Annotated in this window: 21 protein-coding genes; 11 read left to right on the top strand and 10 right to left on the bottom strand. The window is 63.4% G+C overall.

Annotated features, from left to right (window positions below):
• Positions 1-169 precede the first annotated feature (169 nt).
• Entirely contained in the window at positions 170-382 is a 213-nt protein-coding gene (locus E7813_RS23010; RefSeq protein ID WP_291577578.1) for a dodecin family protein, read from the bottom strand.
• 221 nt (positions 383-603) lie between these two features.
• On the opposite strand from E7813_RS23010, the gene E7813_RS23005 reads away from it, so the two are divergent.
• The 8 genes from E7813_RS23005 (at position 604) to tcuA (ending at position 9,583) form a co-directional block, all read left to right on the top strand.
• Complete coding sequence (locus E7813_RS23005; protein WP_291577577.1) at positions 604-1,488, top strand: FAD binding domain-containing protein; 885 nt, start codon at positions 604-606, stop codon at positions 1,486-1,488.
• The gene (locus tag E7813_RS23000; protein ID WP_291577576.1) at positions 1,485-1,994 is read left to right on the top strand and encodes a (2Fe-2S)-binding protein; all 510 of its coding nucleotides are present in this window, start codon (positions 1,485-1,487) and stop codon (positions 1,992-1,994) included. Before E7813_RS23005 ends, E7813_RS23000 begins: the two co-directional genes overlap by 4 nt.
• Complete coding sequence (locus E7813_RS22995) at positions 1,991-4,399, top strand: xanthine dehydrogenase family protein molybdopterin-binding subunit (RefSeq protein ID WP_291577575.1); 2,409 nt, start codon at positions 1,991-1,993, stop codon at positions 4,397-4,399. The genes E7813_RS23000 and E7813_RS22995 overlap by 4 nt, the downstream gene beginning before the upstream one ends.
• Positions 4,396-5,373, top strand: a complete 978-nt coding sequence (locus tag E7813_RS22990) for an amidohydrolase family protein (protein WP_291577574.1) — start codon at positions 4,396-4,398, stop codon at positions 5,371-5,373. The genes E7813_RS22995 and E7813_RS22990 overlap by 4 nt, the downstream gene beginning before the upstream one ends.
• Positions 5,374-5,399: 26 nt before the next feature.
• Complete coding sequence (locus E7813_RS22985; RefSeq protein WP_291577573.1) at positions 5,400-6,371, top strand: ABC transporter substrate-binding protein; 972 nt, start codon at positions 5,400-5,402, stop codon at positions 6,369-6,371.
• On the top strand, positions 6,368-7,180 hold the full coding sequence (locus E7813_RS22980) for an ABC transporter permease subunit (RefSeq protein WP_291577572.1): 813 nt from the start codon (positions 6,368-6,370) through the stop codon (positions 7,178-7,180). Before E7813_RS22985 ends, E7813_RS22980 begins: the two co-directional genes overlap by 4 nt.
• Positions 7,177-7,944, top strand: a complete 768-nt coding sequence (locus E7813_RS22975) for an ABC transporter ATP-binding protein (protein WP_291577571.1) — start codon at positions 7,177-7,179, stop codon at positions 7,942-7,944. Before E7813_RS22980 ends, E7813_RS22975 begins: the two co-directional genes overlap by 4 nt.
• 136 nt (positions 7,945-8,080) lie before the next feature.
• Positions 8,081-9,583 carry an FAD-dependent tricarballylate dehydrogenase TcuA gene (gene tcuA / locus E7813_RS22970; protein WP_291577570.1) on the top strand — a complete coding sequence of 501 codons (1,503 nt, stop codon included), beginning with the start codon at positions 8,081-8,083 and terminating at the stop codon, positions 9,581-9,583.
• 55 nt (positions 9,584-9,638) lie between these two features.
• Here tcuA and E7813_RS22965 read toward each other — a convergent pair whose 3' ends face one another.
• From E7813_RS22965 to E7813_RS22945, 5 genes are read right to left on the bottom strand one after another with little or no spacing between them, the layout of a single operon-like run.
• Positions 9,639-10,427: an ABC transporter ATP-binding protein gene (locus E7813_RS22965; RefSeq protein WP_291577569.1), complete on the bottom strand. Its 789-nt coding sequence runs from the start codon at positions 10,425-10,427 to the stop codon at positions 9,639-9,641.
• The gene (locus tag E7813_RS22960) at positions 10,415-11,470 is read right to left on the bottom strand and encodes a dihydrodipicolinate synthase family protein (protein ID WP_291577568.1); all 1,056 of its coding nucleotides are present in this window, start codon (positions 11,468-11,470) and stop codon (positions 10,415-10,417) included. The genes E7813_RS22965 and E7813_RS22960 overlap by 13 nt, the downstream gene beginning before the upstream one ends.
• Positions 11,471-11,482: 12 nt before the next feature.
• Positions 11,483-12,325, bottom strand: coding sequence for a GNAT family N-acetyltransferase (locus E7813_RS22955; RefSeq protein WP_291577567.1), 843 nt, complete (start codon positions 12,323-12,325; stop codon positions 11,483-11,485).
• Entirely contained in the window at positions 12,312-13,349 is a 1,038-nt protein-coding gene (locus E7813_RS22950) for an NAD(P)-dependent oxidoreductase (protein WP_291577566.1), read from the bottom strand. Before E7813_RS22950 ends, E7813_RS22955 begins: the two co-directional genes overlap by 14 nt.
• Before the next feature lie 17 nt (positions 13,350-13,366).
• On the bottom strand, positions 13,367-14,137 hold the full coding sequence (locus E7813_RS22945) for an ABC transporter permease (RefSeq protein ID WP_291577565.1): 771 nt from the start codon (positions 14,135-14,137) through the stop codon (positions 13,367-13,369).
• 159 nt (positions 14,138-14,296) lie between these two features.
• Here E7813_RS22945 and E7813_RS22940 point away from each other — a divergent pair, with 159 nt between their 5' ends.
• Positions 14,297-15,301 carry an ABC transporter substrate-binding protein gene (locus tag E7813_RS22940; RefSeq protein WP_291577564.1) on the top strand — a complete coding sequence of 335 codons (1,005 nt, stop codon included), beginning with the start codon at positions 14,297-14,299 and terminating at the stop codon, positions 15,299-15,301.
• Between the two features lie 182 nt (positions 15,302-15,483).
• On the opposite strand, the gene E7813_RS22935 is transcribed toward E7813_RS22940, so the two are convergent.
• A complete protein-coding gene (locus tag E7813_RS22935) occupies positions 15,484-16,464 on the bottom strand; it encodes a tripartite tricarboxylate transporter substrate-binding protein (RefSeq protein ID WP_291577563.1) in 981 nt (326 codons plus the stop codon).
• Between the two features lie 130 nt (positions 16,465-16,594).
• Here E7813_RS22935 and E7813_RS22930 point away from each other — a divergent pair, with 130 nt between their 5' ends.
• Positions 16,595-17,857: an acyl-CoA dehydrogenase family protein gene (locus E7813_RS22930; RefSeq protein WP_291577562.1), complete on the top strand. Its 1,263-nt coding sequence runs from the start codon at positions 16,595-16,597 to the stop codon at positions 17,855-17,857.
• 92 nt (positions 17,858-17,949) lie between these two features.
• Positions 17,950-19,884 (top strand): alkyl sulfatase dimerization domain-containing protein, encoded by a 1,935-nt coding sequence (locus E7813_RS22925; RefSeq protein ID WP_291577561.1) that lies wholly within the window; start codon positions 17,950-17,952, stop codon positions 19,882-19,884.
• 90 nt (positions 19,885-19,974) lie between these two features.
• Here the strand turns inward: E7813_RS22925 and E7813_RS22920 are convergent, their stop codons facing one another.
• From E7813_RS22920 to E7813_RS22910, 3 genes are all read right to left on the bottom strand, one after another.
• Positions 19,975-20,484, bottom strand: a complete 510-nt coding sequence (locus E7813_RS22920; RefSeq protein WP_291577560.1) for a phasin family protein — start codon at positions 20,482-20,484, stop codon at positions 19,975-19,977.
• 386 nt (positions 20,485-20,870) lie between these two features.
• Complete coding sequence (locus tag E7813_RS22915; protein ID WP_291577559.1) at positions 20,871-21,575, bottom strand: ABC transporter ATP-binding protein; 705 nt, start codon at positions 21,573-21,575, stop codon at positions 20,871-20,873.
• Positions 21,575-22,012 (bottom strand): ATP-binding cassette domain-containing protein (locus tag E7813_RS22910; RefSeq protein WP_363331212.1); only part of this gene is annotated, 438 nt, incomplete at its 5' end. The genes E7813_RS22915 and E7813_RS22910, both read right to left, overlap by 1 nt.

Here is a 22,012-nt window from a genome sequence, read left to right as displayed (position 1 = left end):
CTCCTTTGAATCGTGGGAGCCTTAACAGCCCCCACATCCATGGCACCGATGTGCCGGTGGAGGAGCCGTCCACAGCATCAAAAGCGGAAGTCGCGAGTTTGCGACTTCGCCTCCTTCACGCCGTTGGCGCGAAGAAGGCAGCAATTCTGGCCCGCGCTCCGATCGAACGTCAGCCCTCGAATTTGAATGAAACCTTGAGCTTGGCGCGGTAGGCTTCGACCTTGCCCTTCGCATCGAGTTGAAGGTCGAGTTGGACGACTTCGGCGACGCGAAGATCACGCAGGGATTTTCCGGCCCTGGTGACGGCCGCCGTGGCTGCCTTTTCCCAGGATTCTTTGCTTGTGCCGACCAGCTCAATCACCTTGTAGACGCTCTCTGCCATCACGCCCTCCCGTTGATATCAGGTAGGAAGTCATTCTCCAGCATAGCATCGCAAAGCGAGTGCCGATAGGATGCAGGCAACATGCCTGCGCCGATAAAGGGGAGCAGCGCAAGCGCCTCCCACTCAACGGATCCGACGAGGTTATGAGTCCACGCCCTAATTCTATACGTGCTTGGTCCAATTGACAATTTCCGCCTCCGGCTTCTAACGTCCTGCACCCCATGAAACCCGCTCCCTTCGACTATGTCCGACCGGATTCGCTCGCCGAAGCGTGCAAACTGCTGGCCGGCGACGACGATGCGCGGGTGATCGCGGGCGGACAGACGCTGGTGCCGATGCTGGCGATGCGGCTGGCGCGCCCGGCCAGGCTGGTCGACATCCTGCGCTTGCCGGAGCTCGCCGGAATCCGCAAGGACAGCGATAGCGTGGTTGTCGGCGCGACCACGCGCCAGGCGCAGGCCGAGCGCGATCCCGTGATCCGGGCTTCGGTACCGATGCTGGCACGGGTGCTGCCTTGGGTCGGGCATCCGCCGACCCGCAACCGCGGCACCATCGGCGGCTCGATCGCCAACGCGGATCCGTCGGCCGAAATTCCGCTGGTTGCGGTGACGCTCGGCGCCGAGATCGTGCTGGCGACCACGGCCGGACCGGCAGCGATGCCGGCCGACGAATTCTTTGTCGGGCCGATGGTGACATCGATCAATCAGGGCGAATGCGTCAGCGCGATCCGGTTTCCGGTCTGGACGCACCAGCGGATCGGCGTCGGCTTTTTCGAGGTCAGCGCCCGCAAGTCCGACTTCGCATTCGTCGCCGCCGCGGCACAGGTCGCGCTCGACGAAGAAGAACGCTGCCTCGATGTCGCGCTCGGTCTCGGCGGCGTCGGCGACCGTCCGTTGCGGCTCGATGTGTCGTCGCTGGTCGGCACCAGGCTCGATGCCAAATCGGCGGCGCAAGCGGTCCATGCAGCCTCGGTTGATCTCGATGCGGCCAGCGACCTGCATGCCAGCGCCAGCTATCGCCGTCGTGTGGCGACAACACTTTGCCTGCGCGCCCTCGAACAGGCACGCGCCGATGCCGCGGTTAGGCCCGCGCTGGGTGCGCGATGATGGTCGATCTGCGCATCAACGGCACGGTCCGTTCTGCCGAGCTGGAGCCGCGCAAGACGCTGCTCGATGCGTTGCGTGAGGATTTCCTGTTGAACGGGACTCATGCCGGCTGCGAGCACGGCGTCTGCGGCGCCTGCACCGTGCTGCTCGATGGCGAACCGGTGCGGTCCTGCCTGCTGTTCGCGGTGCAGGCGGACGGATACGAGATCACCACCATCGAGGGTCTTGCGCCGGCGCCGGGTGAACTCAGCGTGATCCAGGATGCGTTTTGCGAAACCCATGGCCTGCAATGCGGCTACTGCACGCCCGGCATGATCCTGGCCGCGCATGCCTTGCTGCAGCAGACGGTCACACCGACCCGAGAGGAGATCGTCGAAGCGATCTCGGCCAATATCTGCCGCTGTACCGGCTACGGCCAGATCGTCGAAGCCGTGCAATTCGCCGCCGATCGCTTGCGGATCGCCAACACCCCGCGCGCGCTGCTCAGTCCGGGGGGGAGCAAATGAGCGCCGATCCCGCTTCCTTCCGCTTTGTCTCCACCAACCGCCGGGTGCGCGAGGATCGCCGTTTCGTGGCAGGGCACGGCCTGTTCGTCGCCGATGTCGCCCTTGAAGGCATGCTGCATGTCGCGGTGCTGCCGTCGCAGCATCCGGCCGCGCGCATCGTGTCGATCGATGCCTCGGCCGCACTCGCGATGCCGGGCGTGCATTATGTGCTGACCGGCGACGAATTGGCGGCCGCGACCGATCCCTTGATGAACGGGCTCGATACGCCCAGGGTGAAACGCCATCCGCTGGCAGTCGGACAAACCCGCTATGCCGGCGAATGGGTGGCGGCCGTGGTCGCCGACAGCCGCGCACTCGCCGAGGACGCCGCCGAGAAAATCGACGTCAGCTACCAGCCGCTGCCGTTCGTGCTGAACGCGGAAGAGGCGCTTAAGCCGGACAGCCCGCCGGTGCACCCCGAGCACGGTTCCAACGTGCTGCTCGACCGCACTTTCGTCTGGGGCGAGGTGGACAAACATTTCGCCGAATGCCCGCGTCACCTGTCGTTTCGCGTGACATGGGGACGCAGCTCCACCGTTCCGATCGAGACCTTCGGCGTCGCCGCATCCTGGGATCCGTGGCGCGAGATGCTCGACGTCTGGGCGTCGATCCAGATGCCGAAATACCCCGATCAGATCGCGCGTGCTCTGCGAATCCCGGCCAATGGCGTGCGCGTGCATCAGGATGTCGACGTCGGCGGCAGCTACGGCGTCAAGCGTGGCATCAAGCAGACCGTGCTGGTGGCGCATCTGGCGCGGCGGCTGGGCCGGCCGGTGCGCCTGATCGAGGACCGGCTGGACAATATGGCCGGCGGCGACGCCCACGGCCCGGACCGGATTTTCGATGTCGAGGTCGCCTTCGACGACGACGGCATCGTCAAATCGATGAAGATGAAGGCGCTGGACAATGCCGGCGCCTATGCCGGCCGCGCGCCGTTTCAACTGGGCAAGCCGATCGGCGCCATCGTCGGCCCCTACCGGATCGAGAGCGTGCAGTACCGCGCGCAGTCGGTCACGACCAACAAGGCCGTGCAGGAAGCGGTGCGCGGCTTCGGCCAGGCGCCGACCAATTATGCGATCGAGACTGCGATCGACAAGGTCGCCGCCGCCACAGGGCTGCCACGCATCGAAGTGCGCCGGCGCAACTTCATCCGCAGCGAACAATTCCCCTACCTTATTCCAAGCGGCAGCACCTATGACAGCGGCGACTATCACACCGTGGTCGACAAGGTGCTCGCGCATATCGATCTCGATGCGATGGAGAAGGAACGCGATCGCTTGCGCGCCACCGGCCTTTTGGCCGGCATCGGGGTCGCGGCTTGCCTTGAGCCCAGCGGCGCCAATTCGGCCTTCGAGCCGCTGCTCAATGAAAAGAACACCACGACGACCTGGATGGATTCCTGCCGCATCGTCGTCGATGGGCTCGGTTGCGTCACCGTCACCATCCACAACACCTCGTCGGGGCAGGGCCACGAAACATTGGTCTCGACCGTGGTCGGTGAAGTGCTGCAGGTCGATCCGGATCTGATCCGCGTGGTCAGGCCGGATTCGCTGGCGTGCCTGCCGTCGAACTCGCCGGTCGGCAGCCGGATGGCGATCATGCTCGGCGGCGCGGCATTTCACGCCGCGCAAAAGCTGAAGGCGAAACTGACGCGGATCGGCGCGCACCAATTCGGTCTCGGCGAGGACAAGGTCGTCTACGCTTCGGGAGGCGTTGCCGACCCCGCCGGCAACAGGCAGCTCGGCTGGGCCGAACTCGTCAATATCGCCCATCGCCATTATCATCTGCTGCCGGAGGGCATGGAGCCGGGGCTGGAGACCACGCATGTGATGCAGGTGCCGACCGGCGGCACTTTGCCGAAAGACGGCCGCGTCCAGATGTATCCGTGCCATTCGTTCGAATTTCACGTGGTGCTGATGGCGATCGACCCCGTGATCGGCAAGCCGGAAATCCGGCGTTATGTGATCGGCCATGACTGCGGCACGGTCATCACCCCGCACATCGTCAGGGGCATGACGCTCGGCGGCATCGCGCATGGCCTTGGCGCGGCGCTGCTGGAGGAGTTCGTCTACAATGACGAGGGCCAGCTCATCACCCAGAGTTTCATGGATTACCTGCTGCCGTCCGCGCACGAGGTGCCGGCGGTCGAGATCGTGCATCACTGCACGCCGTCGCCGTTCACGGTGTTCGGCCAGAAGGGATCCGGCGAAAGCGGCTATCTCGGCGCACCCGCCGCCATCTCCGGGGCGATCAACGATTGCGTTGCACCGCTCGGTATTTCCTTCAACAAGCTTCCGATCCGCATTGCCGCCATCGGCGATGCCATCGCGAAGGCCCAACAACCCAATCAAGGGCAAGCCACATGATCATCGACTGCCACGCCCATCTGGTGCCGCCGAGCCTGCTGGACGCGATCCGCGCGCAAGCAGCAAGCTTCCCGTCGATCCGGCTGGTCGAGGACGGCGGCAGCCTTGGATTCTCGTTTGCCGGCGGCAAGCCGACGCGGCCGGTATCCAAGCCGCTGAGCGATATCCCGGCGCGCCTGAAATGGATGGACGACCAGAAGATCGAACGCCAGGTGGTCGGCGGCTGGCTCGATATGTTCGGTAATGAACTGCCGGCGGAGGAGGGCGCCAAATGGTCGCGCCTGATCAACAGCCATCTGGCGCAGACCGCGAAAAGCGAGCCGAGGTTCGTGCCGCTCGCCACGGTTCCGCTGCAGGATGGCGCGCGCGCGGCCGAAGTGCTGCGCGAGGCCCATGCCGCAGGCTTCAAGGGCGCGATGATCGGCACGCAACCGAAAGGCAAGGGCGGCGTGCTGGATGATCCGGCCTTGCGGCCGTTCTGGGAGGCCGCCAACGCATTGGGCTCGGTGGTTTTCATCCATCCGGTGTTCGAAAGCGGCGACGACCGCGTCCATGATTACGGCATGGCCAACGCGGTCGGGCGTATCACCGATACGCTGATCGCGATGGCGCGGCTGATCTATGCCGGGCATGTCACCCGCTATGCCAATGCGAAGATCGTCGCCGGCATCGGCGGCGCGGCGCTGCCCTATGTGATCGGCCGCCTGCGCCGGAACTATTCGCTCGACAAGGACACGCTCGGCGATCCCGATGCGGCACTGGCCGCGATGTACTATGACACCATCGTGCAGGACCCGCGCGCCTTGCGTTATCTCGCCGATATCGTTGGCGCCGACAGGATCATGATGGGGTCGGACATGCCGTTTCCGATCGGCGATCTCGCCCCCACCAAAATTGTCGGCGAAACGAAATTCTCCGACAGCGAGCGCGACGCCATCAATGGCGGCCTGGCACAGCGGTTGTTCGGTTTGTGAGAAGAAAACGGCGGGAGAAGATGATGATGAATAGATATTCGGTCGTTCTGGCATGCGTCGGGATGCTGTTTTCCACCGCGGCATCGCGCGGGCAGGCACCCGAGCCGTTGTCGATCGTCATCTTCGGCCCGCCCTCGCTCGGCGCGTTCCTGCCACCGGTGATCAAGGCGCAGAGGTTCGACGAGAAGAACGGCGTTGCCATCAAGTTCGAGGAGCGCACGCCGGACGCCTATACCGCGCAGTTCAACTCCGGCGAATTCCAGCTCGGGGGCAGCGCCTCGCTGCTGACGGTGGGTCTTGCCGATATCCGCGGCGTCAAGGTGACGTATCTGTTTAATCTTTTCGACTTCTGGGGCGCGGTCGTCACCTCCCGGCCCGACGTCAAGACGCTGAAAGACCTCGAAGGCAAGGATCTCGCCGCCGCCAAGGGCACCACCAATTACGTGATGTTCGACTGGTTCGCGCGCCAGCTCGGCGCCGATCCTGCGAAATTCTCCGTCATCAACACCGCGACCCCCGGGCTGGTCGGTTACGCGCTGGCCGACCGCGCCGCAGCCGTGCAGCTATGGGAGCCGGCCTACACCACGCTGCTGTCGAAAAAGAGCGACATGCGGACCATTGACCTTGCGATTGCCGACAGCTGGAAGAAATTCACCGGAAGCCGCAACATTCCCTATCTCGGCGTCGCCGCCCACATCGACTGGGCCGAGAAGAACCAGAAGCTGATTCCCAAACTTTATGCCGCCTACAAGGAAGCCAGCGAATGGGTGACCGCGCATCCCGATGAAGCCTCGAAGCTGATTGCGCCGAAGGGGACGCCCGACGACCAGAAAGCCATCGCCGATCTGATCCGCGCCAACGACCGGCTCGGCATGAACGTGCAATGGGCCTCGGACGAGCGGAAGGAAATCAACTCGGTCTATGCGGCCGGGAAATCGATCGCATTCCTGCCCGCGGACCCGTCGGCCGCGACGATCTATCAGGCTCCCGCAAAATGAGCGAGACCGCGCCCGAGGCCACGCCGCTGCCGGCAGCCCTGCTGCTGGCGGCAGCGAAGCGGCTGGGGATGTCGGTTTTGCCCTTCGTCGTGGTGATACTGGTCTGGCAATTCGCCTCGCTGTTCTTTCCGCGGTTTCTGTTTCCGTCGCTGATCGACGTGTTCTGGCGCTGCCTTCAGATATTCTCCGACGGTTCGATGTTCGCCGACGTGCTGGCGACGATCTTCCGGATTCTGGCGGGGCTGGCCGGCGCCTTCATTGTCGGCGGATTGCTGGCATTGCTGATGGTGCGCTCGCGCGCGGTGGACAATTTCCTGTCGCCGATCCTGACGCTGTTCCAGGGCATTCCGGCGTTGTCCTGGGTGGTATTCGCCATCATCTGGTTCCACGGCGTCGAGTTTCGCATCTTCTTCATCATGGTGATGACGACGCTGCCGGCATTTACCTTTCAGGTGCTGGGCGCGCTGCGCGGGATGTCCAAAGACCTGATGGAAATGGTGTTCAGCTTCCGTCCTACGCGCATGAAGCTGTTCCGGGTGATGATCGCCCCCGCCATCCTGCCGGACATTCTCACGGCGTGGAAAGTCAATCTCGGCAACGCCTCGCGCGTGGTCGTGGTTGCTGAACTGGTCGGCGCCACCGGCGGCGTCGGCTATCAGCTGCTGCAGCAACAGCAACTGTTCGACATGGCCGGCGCGCTGGCCTGGACGCTGCAACTGGTGTTTTTCGTGCTGATCGTGCAGGGCGTACTGACGCTGATCGAAAACACCGCCTTCCGCTATCGCGCCGTCGCCGAGCGCTCGCTATGAGCGATGCCGCCACGCCCGATTCCGCTATCCATCTTGAGGGCGTGTCCAAGGTGTTCGGCAGAGCCGGCACCGAGACGGCCTATCGCGCGGTCGACGGCCTCAACCTCGATGTGCGGCCGGGCCAGATGCTGGCGCTGCTCGGCAAGACCGGCTGCGGCAAGTCGACGATCTTCAACATGATCGCGGGCCTGACCGAGCCGTCCAGCGGCACGGTGCGCGTGCAGGGGCGCGATCCCTTTGCGGATTTCGATTCGTTTCGCGGCAAAATGGCCATCGTGTTCCAGGACGACCGGCTGCTGCCCTGGCGAAGCGCGATCGCCAACGTCGAGCTGGGGCTGGAGATGCTCGATATCCCCGCGGCGGAACGCCGGACCACGGCGCAACTGTGGCTGACCAAACTCGGGCTCGGCGGCCACGAGAACGACTTTCCGCATGCATTGTCCGGCGGCATGCGTCAGCGCGTCTCGATCGCGCGGGCGTTTGCGACCAATGCCAACATCCTGCTCTGCGACGAGCCGTTCTCGGCGCTGGATGAATCGACCGCGGCGCGGCTGCGCGCGGAATTCGTCCGGCTCGTTAAGGAAAACAACAAGACCGCGGTTTTCATCACCCATTCGATCAGCGAGGCGATGGAGATCGGCGACCGCATCGTGGTGCTCAAGCGTCCGGCGACCATTGCGTATGATGTGAGCTTCGACGGCGACACCGGTCGGGCGGATCGGGAGCTTATTCGCAGCCGGATCGGCGAGGTATTGTCGGCGTGAAACCGGGGATTTCCCGCAGCGTGACGCCCCGGATTTTGGGCCTGACAGCGTTCTATTCTGCTTGCTTGCGGCCCGGTCGGAGCTGCGCTAGCAACGTATTGAACCCAAATCCCTCCATGAGTTTCGAGAAGCCGTCATGAGCACAGCGTTACCTTCTTCCGTGGACGTTATCGTCGTCGGCGCCGGCAATGCGGCGTTTTGCGCAGCCGTTGCCGCGGCCGAACAGGGCGTTTCGGTGTTGATGCTGGAACGCGCGCCCGAGGAAGAAGCCGGCGGCAACAGCCGCTTCACCGCCGGAGCATTCCGCTGTGTCTATGACGGGGTCGAAGACCTGCGCGCGCTGATGCCCGACCTGACCGACGAGGAAGTCTCGAAATCCGACTTCGGCACCTACACGGAGGAGAAATTCTTCGACGACATGGGCCGCGTCACCGAATACCGCACCGATCCTGATTTGTGCGAAATCCTGGTCACGCGCAGCAAGGCCACCATGCTGTGGATGCGCGAGAAGGGAATGCGCTTCATGCCGATCTGGGGCCGCCAGGCCTACAAGATCAACGGCATGTTCAAGTTCTGGGGCGGGCTGACGGTGGAAGCCTGGGGCGGCGGGCCGGGCCTGGTCGAAGGCTGGACCAACATCGCCCGCAAGAACAACGTCGCGATCGCCTACGGCGCGCGCGCGCTGTCGCTGATCTCCGACGACGACGGCGTCCGGGGCGTCAAGGTCAAGCACAACGGCAAGACATCGGAGGTGAAGGCGAAGTGCGTGGTGCTGGCGGCCGGCGGCTTCCAGGCCAACACCGAGATGCGCACGCGCTATCTCGGGCCGACCTGGGAACTCGCCAAGATCCGCGGCACCCGCTTCAACACCGGCGACGGCATCAGGATGGCGCTCGATATCGGCGCGATGCCGACCGGCAACTGGTCGGGCGGCCATGCCGTCGGCTGGGACCGCAACGCGCCGGAGTTCGGCGATCTCACTGTCGGCGACAATTTCCAGAAGCACTCCTATCCCTGGGGCATCATGATCAACGCCAACGGCGAGCGCTTCGTCGACGAGGGCGCCGATTTCCGCAACTACACTTACGCGAAATACGGCCGCGTGATCCTGATGCAGCCCGGGCAGTTCGCCTGGCAGGTGTTCGACAGCAAAATCATCCCGATGCTGCGCGACGAATACCGCATCAAGCGCGTCACCAAGGTGCGCGCCGATACGCTGGAGGAACTGGTCAAGAAGCTCGACGACGTCAACGCCGACAAGGCGCTGGAGACCATCAAGGCCTACAACAAGGCGGTCATGACCGAGGTGCCGTTCGATCCCAACGTCAAGGATGGCCGTGGCACCAGGGGCCTTGCGATACCGAAATCGAACTGGGCCAATACGGTCGACCAGGGCCCGTTCGAGGCCTATGCGGTGACCTGCGGGCTCACCTTCACTTTCGGCGGGCTCAAGATCGACACCAGCGCGCGGGTGATGGATACCGACGGCGCGCCGATCCCCGGCCTGTTCGCGGCCGGCGAACTGGTCGGCGGCATCTTCTATTTCAACTATCCCGGCGGCACCGGCCTGATGAACGGTTCAGTGTTCGGCAAGATCGCCGGCACCACCGCCGGGCAGCGCGCCGCGCAGTCGCCGTAGCGACTACCGTCGATCTGTCCAGAGCATTCGTCATCTGGGACAGGGTGAAAATCGTCTACGCGCTCGATCCCAATCCCAGGCTCTCGTAAATTCGCCGCGCATAGGCGCCGAATTCGTCGGTGGTCTTGATCGGCAGCGCGCGCGGGAACGGCAGCTCGATCGGGAAATATTCCGCCATGCGTGCCGGGCCGGCGGTGAGAACGGCACAATGCGAGGCGAGGAACACCGCCTCCTGGATGCTGTGGGTGACGAAAATGATGGTCTTGCCGCTTTCGCGCCAGATCCGCAGCATTTCGAGGTTCATCTGTTCCCGCGTCAGCGCGTCGAGCGCGCCGAACGGCTCATCCATCAGGATCAGTTTCGGATCGTGGATGAAAGCGCGCGCGATCGCGGTGCGCTGCTGCATGCCGCCCGACAATTGCTGCGGGTACTTGTCTTCATAGCCGGCAAGCCCGACCAGATTGAGCAGGTCGCGCGCCCGCGCTCGCGCGGCCCTGATCGGCAGGCCGACGATCTCCGCGGGCAGCAACACGTTGTCGAGCACGGTTCGCCATTTCAACAGCAACGCCTGCTGGAACACCATGCCGATGTCGCGACCGGGATCGAACGGCGTGGCCGCGTTGCCGATCCGGATGGTGCCGCCGTCGGCGGGGTGAAGCCCGGCCAGTATCTTCAGCACGGTGGTCTTGCCGCAGCCGGATGGACCGACCAGCGAGATCAACTCGCCTTCCGCCACATCCATGGTGACGTCGGACACCGCGAGAAACTCCGTGCCCTGGGAACGATAGACCTTGCGGACGTTGCGCAGGCGGATGAAGGGCTCTTCGGCCGTCATGCGAGCCATTTCTGCAGGTTGGCAGTGACGAAATCGTCGTCACTGAGATCGGCGTGTTCGTTGCAGACGCGGTCGATCTCGTGCAGCTGGCCGGGGCTGAGGCCCTCGGATGGATCGAGGCACCAGATGCCCTCGAGCAATCCTTGCCGCCGCAGGACTTCGTGGCAGCCGGCGATGCAGCCGTGGAAATTGTTGGCGACGTCAAAGAACGCGCTGTTGCAATCGGTGACGCGGGCATCGAGCGCCAGCAGGTCGGCCGGCACGGTGTCCTTGCCCCGCGCGGCGCGGCACATCTCGAATTGCTTGATCGCGTTCGCGGTCCACACCGACCAGTGGCCGAGCAGACCGCCGCGGAAGTAAGCGCGCGCAGTAACGCCGTTGTCGCGCAGCTCGAACGGCAGCACAAGATCCAGCAGGATATGGTCGTCATTGCCGGTATAGAGCGCGATGCGATCTAGCGCGCCGGCGACGAAGACGCCGCGCAGTACGTCGAGCGTGCGGTAACGGTTGAAGGGTGCGATCTTGATGGCGATGACGTTGTCGATCGCGGCAAAGCGCCGCCAGAACCCGGCGCTCAGGATGACGCCGCCGACCGCGGGCTGCAGATAGAAGCCGACCAGCGGAATCTCGCGCGCCACCGCCTCGCAATGCGCGATGATCTCGTTTTCGGAAGCCGATTTCATCGCGGCAAGACTGAGCAGCCCGGCATGATAGCCGATGCCGCGCGCGATCCCGGCCTCGGCGACCGCTTGTCGCGTCGGGCCGACCAGCCCTGCAACCATCGCCAGCGGCCGCCTGGTCCAGGCCGCAGCGGTCTCCGCGGCCAGTTCAAGAACCGGACGATAAAGGCCGACGTCGCGGATGGCGAATTGCGTGGTGTGGACGCCGACCGCAAGACCGCCGGCGCCGGCGTCGATGTAATAGCGCGTCAATGCGCGCTGGTGGATGGCGTCGAGCTTGCGGTCGGCGTCGAGCGCCAGCGGATGCGCCGGCAGCACCGTGCCATCGGCGATCAACCGCCGCACCTCGGATTTCATGGCGCTATGATGCATGGCGAAAGTCCCTCATCCGTATTCCGGGCCGACGACCGCGAACGGCAGTTGCTTCGACAGTTCGTTGGGCAACGCCGTGGCGCTGCCAAAGCGCATGCGTTGGAACGGCCGTTCGATTGTCCAGCCGGAGCCGGTCAAACCCTCGAGAAATTCTTGCCTCGTGCCGACGGCGTCGATCAGCCAGGGACCTGTATCGGGTCCGATGATGTGATCAACCAATGCCAGCGCGGAGCCTGAATTGCTGGCGAACAGCGGGCCGATATGGCGGTTCTTGCGGCCGTCGCGGACAAGCGCCATCGCGTCGTCGTGCGAGACCAGTTTTGAACCGGCGCGCCCGCTCAGTTCCTCCAGCAGCGTGCTGCGACCGAAGCCCATGATGCTGCGATCGCGCAACACCAATTCGTTCAAGTTGGCGGAAGACGATAATGGCGGCGATCGTTTCCTCGGCGACGCGCCTTCGAGACGCAACCGGAGTAATGGAATTGTCGGCTTGAATCCAAGCGGACCATAGACCGCGGCACCCGCCGGCGTCGCATCGAGCCAGGGCGTGAGGCCGCGGTATTCCGCGGTGGCGAGACATTGATCGATCAATCGGGTTGCAAGGCCGCGCCGGCGCCAGGCCGCGGTCACCAGCACCATGCTGATCCAGGCATTGCCGGAGCTATAGGGCAGCAGCGCCGCGGTCGCGATCAGATCGCCGTGATGGTCGCGCACGCCGACGACCGGGCCGTGGGTCAGGAAAAATCGCCAGTCGGCCTCGTTCTGATTCCAGTGGGCTTCGGTCGACAGCGCCAATCCGACAGGCGCGTCGGCCACGCCGAGTTCGACAATGGCGAGCTGGTCAGTACCGGCCATCGCGCTCCTCGTATTTGGTGGGCTTGCCGAGGCTTGGCATCGCGCGCCTGACCCAGTCCCCGGTCCATTTGATCAGGCGGCCGGTATCGACGATCGGCAGGCCGAACAGTTTTGTCGCCCGCGACGTATCGGTGAGCCAGGCGGTCGGCTGTTCGGCACCGACGATGACGGGATCGCGGCCGAGCAGCGTGCCGAGTTTGCCCGCAAGATCGCGCACGGCAAGGATTTCGTGGCCGCTGACATTGATCGGCGAGGTCGGCGTGTCGCAATGCGCGAGGCAGCGCAGCGCCTGCGCCGACGCATCGCCCTGCCAGATGAAATTGACATGGCCGAGGCTGACGTCGATCGGGTTTCCGTGCAGGACCTTGATCGCAATGTCGTGCAGCACGCCGTAGCGCATGTCGATCGCATAATTGAGCCGGAACAGACGGCCCGGCGTTGCGAATTTGCGCGAGAAATATTCGAACATGCGCTCGCGCCCGACGCAGGATTGGGCATATTCGCCGGGCGGATTGGGCGCGAGGTTCTCGTCGGCGCCCTTACCGTCGACCGGGACGAACGGATAGACGCAGCCGGTCGAGAACGCGACGATCCGCGAACCGGAAAAGGTCTGCGCGACCAGGGCGGGAACGTAGGCGTTCATCGCCCAGGTCAGCGACAGGTCTCCCTCCGCGCCGAACTTGCGCCCGGCCATGAAGACGATGTTCGGCAGCTTTGGAAGTGCGGCGATGGCGGCTTCATCGAGCAGGTCGCAATGCAGTGTCTCGATGCCGCGCGCCTCCAGCCACGCCTTGACGCTCGCGTCGCTGAAGCGTGCGACGCCGATGACGCGGCGGCCGGGCAGGGCGGCCTTGGCGAGGCCGGCCAGCGTCGGTCCCATCTTGCCGGCGACGCCGAGGATCATGATGTCGCCGTCGACTTTCTGGAGATCGTCGATCAGCGCCTGGCTCGGCCGGCACAAGAGATCGTCGAGTTCGGCGATATCGGAAATGGTGTCCGGCAGATTGTCGCGCGTCAGCAGCATAGGTCTTTCCCGATAGATCATTGCAGCCGCACATCCTTGACCACGAACAGCCGTTCGAGACCGAGCACGAGGCCGTAGAGTGTCACGCCCAGCAACGTCAACAGCACAACCGCCATCACCATTGCGGGCGTATCGAGCGAGGCCTGCACCTGGATCATCAGGTAACCAAGCCCGCGCTCGGAGGCGATGAATTCGCCGACGATGGCGCCGGCTACGGCCAGGATGGCGCCGACCTTCATGCCGGAAAACACATAGGGCAACGCGCCCGGCAGCTGGATCTTGCGAAACAGCACCCAGCGCGAGCCGCGCAGCGATTTGACGAGGTCCAGCAGATCAGGCTCGACCTCGCTCAATCCCCGCGCCGTCGTCACAAGGATCGGGAAAAAGCAGATGCTGAACGCGATCAGGATGTTGGGAAAGATCCCGTAGGAGAACCAGACGATGAACAGCGGGCCGAGCGCCACCTTGGGAATCATGTTCAGCGTCACGAACAGCGGCAGCAGCAGCAGGCTCACCAGCGGCGACCAGCAGAACACCATCGCCAGCACGACGCCGACGAAAGCGCCGAGGCAGAAGCCGCCGAGGATTTCCACGGCCGTGACGATGGAGTTGGACAGCCAAGCATATTTGGCCGACGTCAATGTCGCAACCGTCGCCAGCGGCGAAGGCAGGATAAATTTCGGCACGTGAAAGGCATCGACCAGAACCTGCCACAGCACAATCACGGCGAGATGCACGATCAGGATGACCGCCAAAGTCCGGACTGAGCGTATGCCGTCGCTGGACACTTAGTTCTTTCTCCCAGTTGCGCTTCGCCTAAAGACAGCAATGCCAGACGTTGACAATTCGGCCTGCGCCTTGTTGCATTGGTAAACGCGCGGACGCGCGGCGACAAGACCATTGCATAAGGCCGATATTAAGCGCCGGCCGTCATCGGGAGAGCTGTCATGAAATGCCTGGGAATTGCCGGATTGGCGCTCGCGCTCGTCGCATCCACCATTCCGTCTCATGCCGGCGAGCCGGTCAATCTGATCCTGAACTGGGCGCCGACTGCGGATCATTCGCCGTTCTATTACGCCAAGGCGCAAGGCTGGTACGAGAAGGCCGGCATCGATCTCACCATCGAGACCGGCAAGGGCTCCGGGGTTTCATCGCTGAAGGTCGGCTCCGGCGGCTCGCCGTTCGGGATCGCCGATCTCGCGACCATGCTGGTGGCGCGCAGCAAGGGCGCCGACGTGGTGGCATTGATGAGCATCTATGCCAATACCGGACAGACGTTTTATTGGCTGAAGAGCAATGGGGTGAACGGCGTCACGGATTTCCCCGGTCACAAGATCGGCAATCCGCCTGGCGATGCGTCGCGCGTGATGTGGCCGGCCTTCGCCAAGGCGGCGGGAATAGCGCCGGACTCGGTGACCTTCGTGAATGTCGGACCAACCGCCAAGATCGCGGCGCTGAAAAGTCACACCGTCGATATCATCAGCGACTTCTACAACGAGCACGACCTCAAGGTGATCGAGTTCGGCAGCGACCTCGGATCGTTGAACTGGAAGGAGATCGGCCTCAATCCTTACGGCAATTCGCTGATCGTCAACGGCGAATATCTGAAGAAAAATCCCAAGCTGGCCGAGGACTTCGTGCGGATCAGCCAGAAGGCGTTCGCGGCCTGTGTCGCCGATGTCGCCCCGTGCCTGAAGGCGCTGCTCGACCAGGTGTCCGGCCTCGACAAGGAAAACCAGGAGCGCCAGTGGGAGCGCATCAAGTTCCTGATGACCGATGAGTTCACCACCACCAAGGCGCTCGGCTGGATCGATGCCGAGCGGATGAAAAAGGATTACGACCTGGTGCAGACCTATCTCGGCATGGAAAAACCGTTCGCGGTTGACAGCGCATTCACCACCGGGCTGCTCGACACCTCGATCAAGATGGACGCGAGCAAGGTGAAGAAATAGCAGCCATCGCGTTTTTTCGCCCTCGCCCCGCTCTTCGCGGGGTCGAGACGAGCGAAGCTCGCTCTTAGAGGGTTGGGGTGAGAGGTTGGCGCAACAGGCGGACTCGCGGAGAGTCCCCCTCACCCGGCGCTACGCGCCGACCCCTCCCCGCAAGCGGGGCGAGTTGAAGTTAGGCACACCCCTCACTGCTGCGGAATGCCGGACGCCTTTACCACCGTCGTCAGCTTCTCGTGATCCGTCTTCATCAGCGCCGCGAGTTCGCCGAGCGGCATCGGCTTGCCGGGAATGTCGGCGACAGCGAGCTGGCGTTGAACGTCGGGATTTTGCAGCGCCTTGTCGATGCCATCGTGAATCTTCTCCACGATCGCGTCAGGGGTCGCTGCAGGCACATAGATGCCATACCAGGGAAGGTAGGCCGCCTCCGCATATCCGGCCTCGGCAATGGTGGGCACGTCGGGAAGATCGGCCACGCGTTTCTCGGTGAAAACCGCAAGCGGTCTCACGCTGCCGTCCTTGATGTGCGGCACGGCGAGCGCCAGCGAAACGATTTCAAAGTTCATCAGGTTGGTCATCAGGTCGACCAGCGCCGGCGGCTGGCCCTTGTAGCCGATATTGGCGAGCTTGATGTCGGCGACCTGGAACAGCTTCTGCGCGGTCAGGTCGATCGACGAACCGGTGCCGGGGTTGCCGAAATTGAGCTGGCCCGGTTTGCTGCGCGCCAGCGCCACGAATTCGGCAAGCGTCCTCACCGGCATCGTCGGGTTGACCACGGCCACGCTTTGATTCCAGACCGCAAGACCGACGCATTTGAAATTCTGCAGCGCATCCCAGCCGGCGTCCTTGTAAAGCGTTGGGTTGACCAGCACCGCGGGTCCGGTGACCAGCCAGGTGTAGCCGTCGGGTTCGCTTCTAGCGACCATGGCGGTGCCGATATTGCTGTTGGCGCCGGGCCTGGCCTCGATGACGATCGGCTGCTTCCAGTCGCGGCCGACCTGCTCGATCACCGCGCGGGCGACGATGTCGACAATGCCGCCGGCAGGGTAGGGCACGACAATGTGGATCGGCCGGTTCGGATAATTGCCTTGCGCGCACGCACCGGAAACGGTGGCCAGCAGCACCGTTGCGAGGCCAAAAACAATACCGACGGTTCGGATTGACCGCATTCTTCCCTCCCACTCTCGCAACATCGTTGGTCGATCTTGCTTTGTTTTGATCCCTACGATTAGCTCGGATTTGGCGTCATTGCGAGCGTGGCTTGCGGTCGAATTGGCGCCCAATAAGCCGGGAGGAAGCATGGATTTCGATCTGTCCGCACGTTCCGAGCAATGGCGAAAACGGCTGCAGGCCTTCTTCGACCAGGAAGTGCTGCCGCGCCACCGCGCCTGGGTCGAACACACCGCTGCCAGTCGCGACTCCCCGCCCTTCATGGCCGGGCTGCAGGAAAAGGCGCGGGCGGCGGGATTGTGGAATCTCGGCCTTCCCGAACTTGGCCCCGACGAGCCGGGCACGCGTCTTTCCAATCTCGAATACGCACCGGTCGCCGAAATCATGGGGCGGCTGTTCTGGGCCTCTGAAGTCTTCAACTGCCAGGCCCCCGACGTCCCCAACATGATCGCGCTGCAGAACTGCGCCACGCCCGAGCAGAAGGCGCGCTGGCTGCGGCCGCTGCTCAATGCCGAGACCCGCTCGGCATTCGGGATGACCGAGCCCGATGTGGCTTCCTCGGATGCGACCAATATCGCGACCCGGATGGTCCGCGACAAAAACGACTACATCATCGACGGGCGCAAATGGTTCATCACCGGTGCCGCGCATCCACGCTGCAGTTTCCTGATCGTGATGGGCGTCACCAATTCGGATGCCGATCGGACCCGCCGCCACTCCTGCATCATCGTGCCGATGGATGCGCCCGGCGTCCGCCTGGTCCGGCCGCTGCGCTGGATGGGCTGCGAGGATCACACCGCGCCGATCGGCGAAATCGCCTTCGACAATGTTCGGGTGCCGGCATCGAATCTGCTCGGCGCCGAAGGCGAAGGCTTCAAAGTGGCGCAGATCCGCCTCGGCCCGGCGAGGATTCATCACTGCATGCGCTCGATCGGTCTGTGCGAGCTCCTGATCGAACTGATGATGGTGCGGTCATCGGAACGCTCGGCGTTCGGGCGCACCGTGATTCAGTACGACACCGTGCAGCGCTGGATCGCCGAGTCCCGCGTCGAACTTGAGCAGGCGCGCCTGCTGGCCTACCGGTGTGCATGGAGGCTGGATCAAACCGGCCACCATGGTGCAAGTTCTACAATGAAGAATTGGCGCGACGTATCGCTGGTCAAGGTCGCCGTTCCCGCCATGCTGCAGCGGATCGCCGACCGCGCCATGCAGGTGTTCGGCGCGATGGGCGGATCGGACGACACGCCCATTCATCAGGCACTGGCCTGGGGACGCCTGTTGCGGATCGGCGACGGACCGGATGAAGTGCATCTGCGGCAGATATTCCGGATGGAGGCGATGCCGGCCTGGTCGATCGCAGACTCGCCATATCTCGCGGCGCGTCCGACATGATCTAACTTCTCCCCGCAAGAGCGGGGAGAGGAGAGATGAGACGGCGCCACTTAACTCAACCTAATCGCATCACTTCCAGGGAGGACAACACCATGACCCAAACGGGCATCAGCGAAACGCCGAAGGAAGCCTCGGCATCCGTTGTCGCGCGGCATGCGACGACGCTGAAGACGCTGCCATTTTCGGACACCAGGGATTTCGACGAAGCCTCGCGCGGCTTCATGGGCACGCTGGAAAATGCGCAAGTGATGTCCGCGCAGGGCAGGGTGGTCTGGAGTCTCGAGCCCTACGGCTTTCTGTCCGAGGAAAAGGCGCCGCCGACCGTCGACCCCAGCCTGTGGCGGCAGTCGCGCCTCAACATGAACCACGGGCTTTTCGAGGTGGTGCCCGGCGTCTACCAGATCCGGGGCCTCGATATCGCCAACATGACGCTGATCGAGGGCGACAAGGGCGTCATCGTGGTCGACACGTTGACGTCGATCGATGGTGCGCGGGCGGCGATGGAGCTTTATTTCCAGCACCGTGGCAAACGTCCGGTGGCGGCCGTGATCTTCACCCACACCCATACCGACCATTGGGGCGGCGCGCGCGGCGTGCTCGATGACGAGGCGCTGGCTAGTGGCAAGGTTCCGATCATCGCGCCCAATTTTTTCATGGAGCACGCGGTTTCGGAAAACATCATCGCCGGGCCTGCGATGTTCCGGCGCGCGCACTATCAGTTCGGGCCGTTCCTGGCCAAAGGCCCGCGCGGGCAGGTCGATTGCGGACTAGGCAAGTCAGTGGCGGTGGGTGCGTTTGCGCTGCTGCGCCCGACAGACCTGATCATGGAGACCGGCGACAAGCGCACCATCGACGGGCTCGAATTCGAGTTCCAGATGGCGCCGAACACCGAAGCGCCGGCGGAAATGCATTTCTTCATTCCGCGCTACAGACTGTTGAATCTTGCCGAAAACTGCACGCACAATTTCCATAACCTGCTGCCGTTCCGCGGCGCCGACGTGCGCGATGCACTGGCCTGGTCGAAATATCTCGGCGAAGCCGTGCATATGTGGGGCGGCAAGGCCGACGCAATGTGCGGCCAGCATCACTGGCCGGTATGGGGCACCGAGCGCATCGACACCATGATCCGCCAGCAGCGCGATCTCTACAAATTTGCCCATGACCAGACCATCCGCCTGATGAATCACGGATTGACCGCGACCGAAATCGCGGAGGTCATCAAATTGCCGGCGAGCCTCGACGGCGCCTGGCATGCGCGCGGCTATTACGGCCACATCCGGCATAATGTGAAGGCGATCTACCAGAAATATCTCGGCTGGTACGACGCCAACCCGGTCAATCTCGATCCATTGCCGCCGGTCGAAAGCGGCAAGAAGTACGTTGAATATATGGGTGGCGCCGATGCGATCCTGGCGCGCGCCCGAAAAGATTTCGCCAAGGGCGAGTTTCGTTTCGTCGCGCAAGCCGTCAGCCATCTGGTGTTCGCCGAGCCCGACAACCAGGCGGCGCGTGCGCTGCTTGCCGACACCTTCGAGCAACTCGGCTACTCCGCGGAGAGTGCCACCTGGCGCAACGCCTATCTGTTCGGCGCGCAGGAATTGCGGCTCGGCATGCCAAAGGCCTCGCCGCGGCCGCCGATGCCGCGTGAAACGGCGGCCGCGCTGCGCACCGGTCAGCTCTGGGACGTGCTCGGGGTCCGGCTCAACGGCCCCAAGGCCGAAGGCAAGCACATCGTGCTCAACTGGAGCTTCACCGATACAGGCGAAAACTTCATCCTGACGCTGGAGAACTGCGCGCTGACCTATACCGAGGGCGCACAGTCGGACAAGGCTGACGCCGGCTTCACGCTGGCGCGCGGTACCTTGGATGAAGTGATCGCCAAGCAGACCAGCTTTCCGGAAGCCGTCGCCGCCGGCAAGATCAAGTTCACCGGCAACGCGATGCGGCTCGGCGAACTGATGATGCTGATGGACGAGTTCCCGCGGATGTTCGAGATCGTCGAGCCGAAGCGGACGGCGGTGAGCTAGGCGAAGCCGTCTTTGCGGGCGAAGCGACGGAAAAGAGGCCGCCCAAAGGCGGCCTCTGGTTGGGAGCCGACGATGTAGCTCGGGCGACCGTCAATGCTGGCTTTGACTGGCCACGGTAGGCCATGACGCCAGCCCGGGTTCAGTCGTCTCGGCCCCGAAACCCCAAAGCCGGAACACCTGCCTGGCCAACTCGCGGTAGAGTTCGCCGATCTTCTGTGCCTCGGCGATGAAGTTCACATAGGTGTCTCGTGTGAATTCGATCTGAACTTCAGTCGCCTTGTCGAGCGATTGCACGGCCATGAACTTCTCGACAAATTGCCTGTTTTCCAGCAGCGACTTCCTGGTGTAGTCGCCGTAGGCATTTGCGATGGCTTTAACGCTGATTGGATAATTTTCCGCAGGCGCGGCCGCGACATTTATGGGAGCTGACGCGGCCACTGGAGCGATGGGAGCTGACGCGGCCATCGGGGCGATTTGATCTTCCACCCGCTGGTCGAGCATCGGGCTCTGCTGCGGTTCGGGTTTCCGGTCTGGCTGATCCGCCTTCCGGTTGCGTTGCCGAGGCTTACCGCTCGGTTTGTCCTGGTCCGTAGTCGGCATTACTGAACTCCGTTGAACTTCGCTGTTCCGGCACCAAACCTAACGCCAGGACTCCGTCATGTTTGCGATGGAAGCGAGGTTCCGGCTTGTTCGTTACGCGGCATTGGTGTGGTGGCTGGAAACTTGCATGGCGCGGGCGGCGCGCACGGGACCGCGGAGTCATATTTTTTTGATTGCGTGAAATTCGAATTGGGAAGCCGGCGCATGCACCGAGCCGCTGTTACCTCTCCCCTTGTGGGAGAGGTCGGATCGCATCGATAGATGCGATCCGGGTGAGGGGTTAAGCTCTATCGATAGACCTGAACCCCTCACCCCAACCCTCTCCCATAAGGGGAGAGGGAGCTCACTGCCGTTGCCGAGACAACGGCGTTTCAATCATCGTGGCGCTATATCCCCAGATACGCCGCCTGCACCTGCTTGTTGTTGGCGAGGTCCGCGCTGCTGCCGTGCATGATGACCTTGCCGCTTTCCAGCACATAGGCGCGCTGAACCAGCGATAATGCACGGCTGACGTTCTGCTCGACCAGCAAAATGGCGGTGCCCATCTTATGGATTTCGCCGATCTTCTCGAAGGTCACGTCGGTCATGACGGGGGCGAGCCCGAGCGAGGGTTCATCGAGCATCAACAGCCGCGGCTTGAGCATCAGGCCGCGGCCGACCGCCAGCATCTGCTGTTCGCCGCCGCTCATGGTGCCGGCCAGCTGTTTTTTGCGATCGGCCAGTCTTGGAAAGATGCCGTAGACCAGATCGAGGCTGCGGCTGCGTTCCGCCTTGGCCTTGGGCACGTAAGCGCCGATCTCGAGATTTTCCTGCACGGTCATCTCGGGGAATACCTGGCGTCCTTCCGGCACATGGGCAATTCCCAATTCCGGAATCTTGTGCGGCGGGATCGTTGCGAGGTCGATGCCGGCGAAGGTGATGGTGCCCGAGGTCAGTCGCACCAGGCCGGAAATCACCCGCAAGGTCGTGCTCTTGCCGGCGCCGTTGGCGCCCAACAGCCCAACGGCTTCGCCTTCGCCGATCTCGATGCTGACATTGCTGATCGCAGGCACCGACCCGTAGCTGGCGCTCACTTCATCCAGTTTGAGCACTAGCTCCCTCCCGGTGTCGGCGGGTGCACGTAGGAACCGAGATAGGCGCGGATCACTTCGGGATTTTCGACGATCTGCTTCGGACTTCCCTCGGCGATCTTCTGGCCGTGATCGAGCACCACGATGTGACGGGCCACCGCCATGATGGCGCGCATCACATGTTCGACGATGACGATGGTGAGCCCGCGCTGCGACAGCTTTCCAACCAATGCTACCGCCTGGTCGATCTCGGACGGGTTGAGCCCGGCCATGACTTCATCGAGCAGCAGCAGCCGAGGCTGCGTCGCCAGCGCGCGCGCCATCTCCAGCCGGCGCTGATCGATGGTGGTGAGGTCCTTTGCCGCGGTCTTCTCGCGGGCCGACAGACCGACGAACTCGATCGCTTCGCGGGCCTTCTCGCGCGCCACACCGGCATTCTTGTCGCGCAGGAACGCCCC

This window comes from Bradyrhizobium sp., assembly GCF_004799405.1.
Classification (GTDB): domain Bacteria; phylum Pseudomonadota; class Alphaproteobacteria; order Rhizobiales; family Xanthobacteraceae; genus Bradyrhizobium.
The sequence above is the reverse complement of the archived record's forward strand: the minus strand, read 5'-3'. Positions and strand labels throughout refer to the sequence as shown.

Bases quoted from the DNA above. Each gene is read 5' to 3' on its own strand.
- E7813_RS23010 (WP_291577578.1), bottom strand. From the start codon at position 382: ATGGCAGAGAGCGTCTACAAGGTGATTGAGCTGGTCGGCACAAGCAAA.
- E7813_RS23005 (WP_291577577.1), top strand. From the start codon at position 604: ATGAAACCCGCTCCCTTCGACTATGTCCGACCGGATTCGCTCGCCGAA.
- E7813_RS23000 (WP_291577576.1), top strand. From the start codon at position 1,485: ATGATGGTCGATCTGCGCATCAACGGCACGGTCCGTTCTGCCGAGCTG.
- E7813_RS22995 (WP_291577575.1), top strand. From the start codon at position 1,991: ATGAGCGCCGATCCCGCTTCCTTCCGCTTTGTCTCCACCAACCGCCGG.
- E7813_RS22990 (WP_291577574.1), top strand. From the start codon at position 4,396: ATGATCATCGACTGCCACGCCCATCTGGTGCCGCCGAGCCTGCTGGAC.
- E7813_RS22985 (WP_291577573.1), top strand. From the start codon at position 5,400: ATGAATAGATATTCGGTCGTTCTGGCATGCGTCGGGATGCTGTTTTCC.
- E7813_RS22980 (WP_291577572.1), top strand. From the start codon at position 6,368: ATGAGCGAGACCGCGCCCGAGGCCACGCCGCTGCCGGCAGCCCTGCTG.
- E7813_RS22975 (WP_291577571.1), top strand. From the start codon at position 7,177: ATGAGCGATGCCGCCACGCCCGATTCCGCTATCCATCTTGAGGGCGTG.
- tcuA (WP_291577570.1), top strand. From the start codon at position 8,081: ATGAGCACAGCGTTACCTTCTTCCGTGGACGTTATCGTCGTCGGCGCC.
- E7813_RS22965 (WP_291577569.1), bottom strand. From the start codon at position 10,427: ATGGCTCGCATGACGGCCGAAGAGCCCTTCATCCGCCTGCGCAACGTC.
- E7813_RS22960 (WP_291577568.1), bottom strand. From the start codon at position 11,470: ATGCATCATAGCGCCATGAAATCCGAGGTGCGGCGGTTGATCGCCGAT.
- E7813_RS22955 (WP_291577567.1), bottom strand. From the start codon at position 12,325: ATGGCCGGTACTGACCAGCTCGCCATTGTCGAACTCGGCGTGGCCGAC.
- E7813_RS22950 (WP_291577566.1), bottom strand. From the start codon at position 13,349: ATGCTGCTGACGCGCGACAATCTGCCGGACACCATTTCCGATATCGCC.
- E7813_RS22940 (WP_291577564.1), top strand. From the start codon at position 14,297: ATGAAATGCCTGGGAATTGCCGGATTGGCGCTCGCGCTCGTCGCATCC.
- E7813_RS22935 (WP_291577563.1), bottom strand. From the start codon at position 16,464: ATGCGGTCAATCCGAACCGTCGGTATTGTTTTTGGCCTCGCAACGGTG.
- E7813_RS22930 (WP_291577562.1), top strand. From the start codon at position 16,595: ATGGATTTCGATCTGTCCGCACGTTCCGAGCAATGGCGAAAACGGCTG.
- E7813_RS22925 (WP_291577561.1), top strand. From the start codon at position 17,950: ATGACCCAAACGGGCATCAGCGAAACGCCGAAGGAAGCCTCGGCATCC.
- E7813_RS22920 (WP_291577560.1), bottom strand. From the start codon at position 20,484: ATGCCGACTACGGACCAGGACAAACCGAGCGGTAAGCCTCGGCAACGC.